The organism is Aeromonas sp. R10-2, from assembly GCF_040908445.1.
GTDB classification, from domain to species: Bacteria; Pseudomonadota; Gammaproteobacteria; order Enterobacterales; family Aeromonadaceae; genus Aeromonas; species Aeromonas veronii.
Map to the genome: position 1 here is coordinate 1 of NZ_JBFODS010000057.1, position 8230 is coordinate 8230.

Genomic DNA, 8230 nt, shown 5'->3' on the forward strand with positions numbered 1-8230 from the left:
GTGCTGGGCAAGCAAGGCACAGGTGCACTGGTCACCCTGGTGGAGCGCAAGAGCCGGCTCTATCTGGTCAAGCGGGTCGCGAGCAAACAGGCTGGGGTGGTGCGGGATGCGATAATCGAGATGTTAACGCCCTACATCGAGCAGGTGCATACCATCACCTTTGACAACGGCGGCGAGTTTGCCGAACACAAGGCGATAGAGGAAGCGCTGGGTGCCGAGACTTACTTTGCGCACCCTTACTCTTCGTGGGAGCGCGGTCTGAACGAGAACAGCAATGGGCTGTTGAGGCAGTTTATCCCAAAGGGAACAGACCTGAGAGAGGTCACGGACGAGGATGTCAGGAGAGCGGAGCAGTGGCTCAACCTACGACCTCGGAAATGTCTCGGATTCAGGCAGCCTGTCAAGGTATTCGAAGAGTACCGTCAGGCGGCATAGGCGAGTGTCGCACTTCGAAGTTGAATTCGCGTTGTTGATAGTTTCAGTGGAATGATTGTGGGAATTCATGTTGGTTTTGATAGTCCTTGTTGGCACGGTGCCAGTCAGGCATTATTTAATGCTATGAGTAATAAGGTCGAATTTTGTAGACAGTATGGCTATGAAATAGCTGAGTCTGATTGGCCCTGCCAGGAGGTTTGTCGTGAATTAACGTTAGACCGAGGTTCAGAGAATACTGATAGCAATATAGCTTCCCTCCTTCGCGGTCAAATTGGTATTACTGTAGGCAATTTTAATGCATATCATCGTGGTGATATGAAAGGCACGGTTGAGAAGAGTTTTGATATTATTCAGTCTCTAGCGATTCCCTTTGATTCTGGCAAGGTTGTAAAATCTCCAAAAAAAGAAGACCAACATGCATCCCGTAATTCTTTGTATACCTATGAACAGTTTATGGTTCGACTGATAAAATGTATCATATTTACCAACAATAACAGGGAAAGAGTCCTATCTCATAATTTTGAGATGTCGCGAGATGGTGTGGTTTTTACATCTCGTGGTGTTTGGGATTGGGGGATGGAGCAGGCGATATTGAAACCACGAGTTTCAACAAATCGCCTACGATACGCATTGTTGCCGGAAGCAGAGGCAACAGTTAGGTCTCAGGGAGTGTTCTTCAAAGGTTTATATTATAATTGTAATGAAATTGTACGTAGGGGCTATCTTGACCGAGCAAAAAATATTGGTCGTTTCAAAATAAAGGTTCGATATACCGATATCAGCACTAATCATATCTGGTATGGAGATGACGAAAGTGGAGAGCTCCTCCAACTGGATTTGACTGATCGTAGCGAAGCCTATAAAAATCAAATTTGGGCCAATGTCATGCGCCGTCAAGCGATTGTCAAAGAACAACTGGCTATTCTAGATGAAAGCAGATTTGATGCACGTGCATTATTGGAAATGGATTTAAAACAATGTGATGATGCGATTAGAGCAGAAAGTCGCCATCTTAAAAAATCCAATGCTAAAGGCATTCAGCCAGGGATGAAAACCCTCAAGCATATTGAGGCTGTACAGCAGCGACATAATGAAATGCAAGCCATTTATGCCGATCTCTCTGGGGTCGACAACCGGGATCAAATCCATCGGCCCAAATCGCTGCAATCTAAACAAAATTTGAATGATCCGACAGTAATATCCTTTCAGGAAGACGAACAATGAGCCAGCCAAATTATTATATGCATCCTAATCGACAGTATCGAGACAACCCATTAATTGAGGCGCTGGGTCAGCCATTAACAATGCAGCAGTTTTATGCACTCAGCGAGTTGCCTTTTATTAACAATGTTGATTTGACTGGTGTTGATGCATCACTTCATGGTTATTATATCCGAACCCTGATCGATCAATTGAATGATGTTTATGCCGTTCAAGACGAGGCATATCGTTTATATGATGTCATGCGACGCATGATTGAAGCGGGGTATGATAAACGCAATCCTCTGCGAACAGATATACGGCGGATACTGACGGCTATCGATAGAGACAAGACCAATCCCAATCAGGTTGCATATTTATCAAGCTTGGAACTCTATTCTGTATTGCAGAGTTATTTGTTGATTGGACTGAGTGGTCGTGGTAAATCATTTATGGTAAGGCGTATTCTGAAACTATTTGATCAAGTTATTGAACATTTCAATTATACCGACCACAAGGGGCAGGAGCATACGCTTGATCAATCTCAGGTAACGTATCTGTATGTAGAAATTCACGAGCGTCGTGGTCAAAAAGCGCTGCTGTTGAATATGCTGGAGGCGCTGGATGAGGTGACCGGACAAGCATATGCATATGAACACCGTAATAGGTCTGTTAATGAGTTAATTACCATAGTGCGCAAGCTTCTTATCGGTCATAGTGTTGGGTTGGTAGTCGTTGATGAGGCCCAAAATCTAGCCAAATCCTCCCGTAATGAAGTTTTAAGTATCAATGAAAAAACGTCGATAAAATTTGTCGAGGAATTGTTCAACAGAGTCGGTGTGCCGATCATGCTGGTAGGAACATTTGCAACGCTAGCATTATTTGAGCGTGAAACAACTATCGGTCGGCGAGTGACCAAAAATGGATCTATGTTATTGGCGAGTTGCGATTCTAATAGCTCATTTTGGAACCGCTTTATCCGCCTGCTATGCCAGACTCAATTACTAAAAAATCAATCAACATCGGTAGATATATTGTGTAGGCATATTCATTATCTGAGTGCGGGCATTCCGGCAATTGCCAGTAGCCTGGTTAGGGCCACGCTCGCCTATCTCACGTTCCTGGCACCTCAGGATCAAGATCTTTCGATAGCCGCGCTGGACTTAGTTTTTAATCGTGAATTTAGAGTGTTGACCCCGGCGTTAACTGCACTGAGAAAAGGTGATTACCACAAATTTGAGGATTTTGAGCCGATGCTGATGCTGGAGTCGGTGGCGAGTCATTCTGATGTCATGACACAGATAGCTCCGCCGCCCGCCATGAACCTGATTCAAGGGGAAGTCGAGCTGAGCGACAAACCCGTATCATCGCAGATTGAGGTACAGAAACGTAAAAAACTGGATCAGTTATCGCCGTCAGTATTGTTAGGACAACTCGGCTACAACCTAGATAAGGCGCAGCCGAAATGATCCTCCATCGTTTAGAGTTGCTGCCGGGCGAACATCTGGGAGCCGTGGCTGGTCGAATGCATGTGCTGAGCATCCATGGGACGTTCACCGCTACGGTAAAAGCGCTGGGTCTGGGTAGTCCACCTATTCGCCCCCAACGATTATCTCATGCCGATGACATGGCCCTCGATGCCATTTTTCGGGCGAAGGGGATAGCGCAGCCCTGGCAGACACATGGCTACGGCCATTATCTTACCCCGTTTTTAAGCCTGCCTGAGCAGGGTATGTTGATGTCTGCGTTGACGGGCCACACGCCGCTCCGGTTGAGGGTGACCGGTCAGAACAATGTACAGCATCGATACTGGCGTTGGTGTACAGACTGTATTGCCGAGGATCAGGATACTCAGGGCATGCCCTATTACCACCGCGACCATCAATTGCCAGGGGTGTTTCATTGCCATCGGCATCAACGTGGCCTATCCGGACGCTGTGTTGGCTGTGGTTTTGTAGCCATGGTGTTGTCGGCGCTGCCCATTCCTCCCTATGACAACCTCTGCCCGCACTGCGGCCACTGGATGGGGGGATACGATGGTCATTTTACCGAGCGGATGCGTGAAATCGAGTTGGCATCGCTGGCATTGGCCCAGTCGGGTTGCAGCCTCACTCTGTCAACGCTCACAGGTTATGTGAGAGAGGCTATGGGGATCTCGGGCGAGGCGATGCGCACGGTCAAGAGCATCAAAGCGATCAATGCGTGGTTTCAGCAGATGGACGCGCAGTGTGATCCCCTGGCGCTCACTGCGTATTTCACCAATTCAGAGGGGGACGGTCAGGGATGGCAATTACCTCCTCAGCTGCGTAATGCACGGGGCTACCATGAGCAGTCAGCCCGAGATCCGTTGCACCCCTTGGTCCACCTTCTCATGTTGCAGCATGCAGGCGTCGATCTGATGGGGCTCCTGAGGTCTGAGGGCTGACCTTGTGTTGGGCTCGGTAATCCCGGCGTACATCCCTGGTGAGTCGGCCTACAGTTGGGTCTCGCAGTATTTCGTGCAGTCGGCCTACAGTGACCGCAACCGCGTCTGTGACCGTTTGTTCCATCATCCGGCCATTCGTCTGCATCCGTCATTACCTGGTCATATTGAGGCAACGGCCCAGGCAGCGGGAGTGGATCCACAATACCTGCTGCACCATGGCACGGGTTTCCCGCTTTATGCCCTTACGTTGAGAGACAAGCTGCAAGTCGACACCCTGGCATCTGCGATGTTGGGTGAAGGGCAGGGGCTGATGGCCCTGTCAGGACAAGCGGCCAGCAAGCTGGCTTTTGGCGGTGTCTGCCTGAAATGGTGTCCCGCCTGCTTGCGAGAGGATGAACAGGACGTAGGATGTGGATATTGGCATACGGCGCATCAACTGTACGGGGTCACGGCCTGTACCAAGCATGCGCTGCGATTGCAAACTCTGGCGGCCAGTGCAGGAGGCATTGATCGGCAACTGCTTCTACCGGATCCCGAGATACCCTGTGAACAATCGCGTCCATCTGAACAGGAAATAAACCTTTCTACATATATCACCGCTCTGCATCGGTATCTGTGCGTCCAGTCGCCAACGGAGTCGCTAGCGGAGCTGTACCAGCGATGGCTCGGGCAACAGGGCTATCTGACGGCCCGAGGCCATCTGCGTAGCCAGCCCCTGTTGCAGGCCATGACGGAGTTCTGGCAGGGGTTGTTTGCCGATATAACGCCAATAGTGCCGCCGGGGCTGGCCAACTATCGATACGTCTCGGGGCTGGTGCACGGTGACCGCAGTCACCACTACCTGAAACATGTGATGCTGATGGCGTTTGTGAGTCGCAGCCCAGCGGAGTTCTTCTCCATCGAGGTGCAGCAGGTGTTGCCTGTGCCGCCAGCGCGTGACGCGCAAGCCGTCGAGCGAGCAGTGCTAAGGTGGTTGGCAGAGCCGCTCTCCATGCGTCAGGTCGCCCGCCAGACCGGTTACAGTGTCGGTTATATCAAGCAACTCGCGTTGCGACACAACCACCCCGTCGAACACCGAGCCCAGCGCATCACTGCGGCGGTGGCGCGGGGAATATGGCGGCAGGCGTTCATGGGGGTAAGCCGACAGCAGATCGCCCATTGCCATGGCGTCTCAGTCGGTGCGGTCGAAGCCATCATTCAGAGCCATCAGGGGTTGTCTGATTGGCGGCGGCATCTGGGCAGCGTGCGTAAGCTGCGTGAGCACCGAGATACATTGACGACATACCTGGCACAGCATGTCGATGCCAGTCGCGGTGGCATCGAACAGGCGTGCCGAACGGCATTCAGCTGGCTCTATCGGCATGATCGCTCCTGGCTGTATCAGCAGTTGCCCGCTCCCAAACAGTCTGTCTACCACCCCTCCGTGGATTGGGCACAACGTGACCGGGCACTGGTGGCCCAACTCGAACAGTTGGACGGGGAGGCAAGGTCACTGTCCGCGCTGGAGAGAGCGCTTGGCAGACCGGATTGGCTCAGGAAATACAAAGCTAGATTACCGCTCAGCTATGCGCTGGCTGTGCGACTTGTCGCTGCTTACGCAGCCCAGCATCCCAAACCCTGATGGCCACCGGTGATATCGGCACGGCTGTCAGGGGTCAACACGAGGAGTATTGCCATGAAAGTCGAAGCCATCTTCCCCACCACCCAAGTCGTCGATATTCTCTGCGATGTCTGTGGCAGCAGCACGACAACCACCATTGGTACGCAGGAGTTCGGCACGCTGGCTGCGCGCTGGGGGTATGGTTCGCAGCACGATGGTGAACGATATCAGGTACACCTATGTGAAGGCTGCTTTTTTGGGGCGCTGGCCAACCTGAGACAGGAGCATCGGTTGATGAATATGTTTTCGGATGATTATCAACCCGCAGACCCTGATCAATTTGGGAAAATTGAAGGCAATCGAGAGCTTATCTAACCACGATTTGAGTGGTTGTGTTGATCGGCTCATCAAGTGAGCCGATTGGTCGAGGTGATCGGCTCATCAAATGAGTCGATTGGTCGAGGTCATCGGCTCATCAAGTGAGTCGGTTGGTCGAGGTGATCGGCTCATCAAGTGAGCCGATTGGTCGAGGTGATCGGCTCATCAAATGAGCCGATTGGTCGGGGTGATCGGCTCACCAAATGAGCCTATTGTTGGTGCTTTATGGTCACGTATGAACTGTTAATCAACAGGGGATGCCATGCCTAATCCGGCCGACAAGATCGATAACTGCCTGCGCTCCCATAGGCGTAGTAATCACATCGGCCGGTTTTTCACCACCTAATCCCCACGCAGAGCGGGTGAGCCATCTCATCGTTTTAGCAGTATCTCCCCGGTGTAGGGATATGGCTGCGTCCACTGCTAAGGCTGCCCAGTAAACGCGATCTCCCTGAGCTGTCGATAAGCGATTGCCCCGTTTGATTTGGCGATTCAGTGTGTCTCGGCTAATGCCAATCATCTGGCAAATTGTTCGGGTATTAGACCCCAATAGCTTGCTCAGTTTGACGACGATCTCAGGAGATACACCAGACACTATGTGCTGATGGGCGGCTAGCCAGTTACGTGGTAGACCGAGCGACTCCAGAACAGATAGATTGCTGGTTGGGGGAGATTGCTCTACATGAGTCATCATGAGTCTGCGCCTCCGTCTGGGGGTTGTTGATGGCAGCCCAATGCGAATCATCACTCAGGAGTTCATTGGGTCATCATCTAGTTTGGGGTATTCGTGAGCGGGTGACCACAAGAACGATAAATATATTAAATCCTTTTAAATCAGTCTCTTAAGTTGTTTGTGTCGATTGGGCCCAATTGCATGATTTCGATTAAAAAAGTGTTCATTGGAATTGGTATACTGCATCACTTCAAAATCGGGAGTGATGCATGAATTTCACCTTGTTGTTCGACTGGCTTAAGCACCTTGAGCCCAGCTCTGTCCCTACCATCGTGTTCTGTCTGGTAGTTTTGTTTTCCGCATTTTTTTGTGTGTTTTATCTTGGGCCATCATTTTTGGTGGCGAACAAGTTAAAGCAGGCTAGCAAGGGATTAGAAATACAGCATGAACTACCTGCTTCTGAAAAGTTAGAACAGGCTACAGCCATGTTTGCTGAGCCCAAATATCGGGCCATGAATCATGCATGGAAAGAATACGCTGACACTCTGCACAGACAGAGTGAATTGGTTGAGGGAGAGAGTCGATTAGTTGCTGTGCGAGCAACCTCCCTATCTGCCACTTTCTTCTCAGTGCCTAGTATTGTAGAGACGCCTCTCCGCACCGAGGTTTTCAAACACCTGCCAGGTGTACTGACAGGGTTAGGTATCGTAGGCACCTTCCTGGGTTTGATGTCGGGTTTGATGCATTTTGATGTGTCGGATCCTGCCAAGGTTACCGAAAGTGTCTCTCGCTTGCTCAATGACGTGCTTTTTGCTTTTGTTGGGTCTTCGATCGCAATCTTTGCATCCATCGTAGTGACTGGATTGGAAAAATGGCGTTGGGGACGTTGCCTCCAGTTACTGGAAAAGTTGACCGAGTCCATTGATGAACTCTTCAAGGGTGGTGTGGGTGAGGAATATTTAGCTGACTTGGTTAAGGCCAGTGAGGTATCCTGATTTTCACAGACAGTCCCGATTGTTACGATGAGACAATCGGGGGTATTGAATGAAATCGAGAGAACACTATTCACCAGAGTTTCGGGCAGAGGCGGTTCGACTGGTGTTGGAGCAAGGCCTTGGCCAAGCTGAAGCCGCCAGAAGGTTGGGTATTGCCAAAGGCACACTGAGCAACTGGGTGGTCGCAGCCAAAGGAGGAAAGGATACATCGGCCATTCCCGGAGCGCGTTCTGTCGCCGAGCTGGAGGCTGAAGTGGCCCGGCTACGCAAAGCTCTCGCACAAGCCAACATGGAGCGCGACATCATAAAAAAGGCCGCCGCGTACTTTGCTCAGGAGTCACTGCCAAGTACGCGTGGATAGCCAACCAAAAGGACATCTATCCCATTTCCGTTATCTGTCGTGTGCTGGAGGTCTCTCGTGCGGGCTTCTACCACTGGCGCCAGCGTCCACCGTCACAGCGCCAACAAGAAGATGAACGACTCAAGGTCGCCATTCGGGCTGCTCACAGCAAGACGCGCCAGAC

At 51.0% G+C, this 8230-nt stretch carries 7 protein-coding genes and 3 pseudogenes; 9 read left to right on the forward strand and 1 reads right to left on the reverse strand.

Annotated features, from left to right (window positions below):
* The 7 genes and pseudogenes from AB5Y97_RS11900 to AB5Y97_RS11930 form a co-directional block, all read left to right on the forward strand.
* A pseudogene (locus AB5Y97_RS11900) lies at positions 1–435 on the forward strand (IS30-like element ISAs2 family transposase); the annotation flags it as partial.
* Between the two features lie 57 nt (positions 436–492).
* Positions 493–1659 (forward strand): hypothetical protein, encoded by a 1167-nt coding sequence (locus AB5Y97_RS11905; RefSeq protein ID WP_368158012.1) that lies wholly within the window; start codon positions 493–495, stop codon positions 1657–1659.
* Positions 1656–3104: an ATP-binding protein gene (locus AB5Y97_RS11910; protein ID WP_024946121.1), complete on the forward strand. Its 1449-nt coding sequence runs from the start codon at positions 1656–1658 to the stop codon at positions 3102–3104. Before AB5Y97_RS11905 ends, AB5Y97_RS11910 begins: the two co-directional genes overlap by 4 nt.
* The gene (locus AB5Y97_RS11915) at positions 3101–4060 is read left to right on the forward strand and encodes a TniQ family protein (protein WP_024946122.1); all 960 of its coding nucleotides are present in this window, start codon (positions 3101–3103) and stop codon (positions 4058–4060) included. Before AB5Y97_RS11910 ends, AB5Y97_RS11915 begins: the two co-directional genes overlap by 4 nt.
* Positions 4061–4064: 4 nt before the next feature.
* Positions 4065–4526: pseudogene (locus tag AB5Y97_RS11920) on the forward strand (TniQ family protein); the annotation flags it as partial.
* Between the two features lie 261 nt (positions 4527–4787).
* Positions 4788–5681: a TnsD family Tn7-like transposition protein gene (locus AB5Y97_RS11925; protein WP_231554919.1), complete on the forward strand. Its 894-nt coding sequence runs from the start codon at positions 4788–4790 to the stop codon at positions 5679–5681.
* Positions 5682–5735: 54 nt separating this feature from the next.
* Positions 5736–6035, forward strand: a complete 300-nt coding sequence (locus AB5Y97_RS11930; RefSeq protein ID WP_024946124.1) for a hypothetical protein — start codon at positions 5736–5738, stop codon at positions 6033–6035.
* A gap of 250 nt (positions 6036–6285) precedes the next feature.
* On the opposite strand, the gene AB5Y97_RS11935 is transcribed toward AB5Y97_RS11930, so the two are convergent.
* Positions 6286–6783 (reverse strand): antitoxin Xre/MbcA/ParS toxin-binding domain-containing protein, encoded by a 498-nt coding sequence (locus AB5Y97_RS11935; RefSeq protein WP_333563458.1) that lies wholly within the window; start codon positions 6781–6783, stop codon positions 6286–6288.
* 197 nt (positions 6784–6980) lie between these two features.
* Between AB5Y97_RS11935 and AB5Y97_RS11940 the strand changes: the two genes are divergently transcribed.
* Positions 6981–7706 (forward strand): hypothetical protein, encoded by a 726-nt coding sequence (locus AB5Y97_RS11940; RefSeq protein WP_368158014.1) that lies wholly within the window; start codon positions 6981–6983, stop codon positions 7704–7706.
* Positions 7707–7755: 49 nt separating this feature from the next.
* Positions 7756–8230: pseudogene (locus AB5Y97_RS11945) on the forward strand (IS3-like element ISAeme20 family transposase); the annotation flags it as partial.

Coding starts and splice junctions, on each gene's coding strand:
- AB5Y97_RS11910 (WP_024946121.1), top strand. CDS start 1,656: ATGAGCCAGCCAAATTATTATATGCATCCTAATCGACAGTATCGAGAC.
- AB5Y97_RS11915 (WP_024946122.1), top strand. CDS start 3,101: ATGATCCTCCATCGTTTAGAGTTGCTGCCGGGCGAACATCTGGGAGCC.
- AB5Y97_RS11925 (WP_231554919.1), top strand. CDS start 4,788: ATGACGGAGTTCTGGCAGGGGTTGTTTGCCGATATAACGCCAATAGTG.
- AB5Y97_RS11930 (WP_024946124.1), top strand. CDS start 5,736: ATGAAAGTCGAAGCCATCTTCCCCACCACCCAAGTCGTCGATATTCTC.
- AB5Y97_RS11935 (WP_333563458.1), bottom strand. CDS start 6,783: ATGATTCGCATTGGGCTGCCATCAACAACCCCCAGACGGAGGCGCAGA.
- AB5Y97_RS11940 (WP_368158014.1), top strand. CDS start 6,981: ATGAATTTCACCTTGTTGTTCGACTGGCTTAAGCACCTTGAGCCCAGC.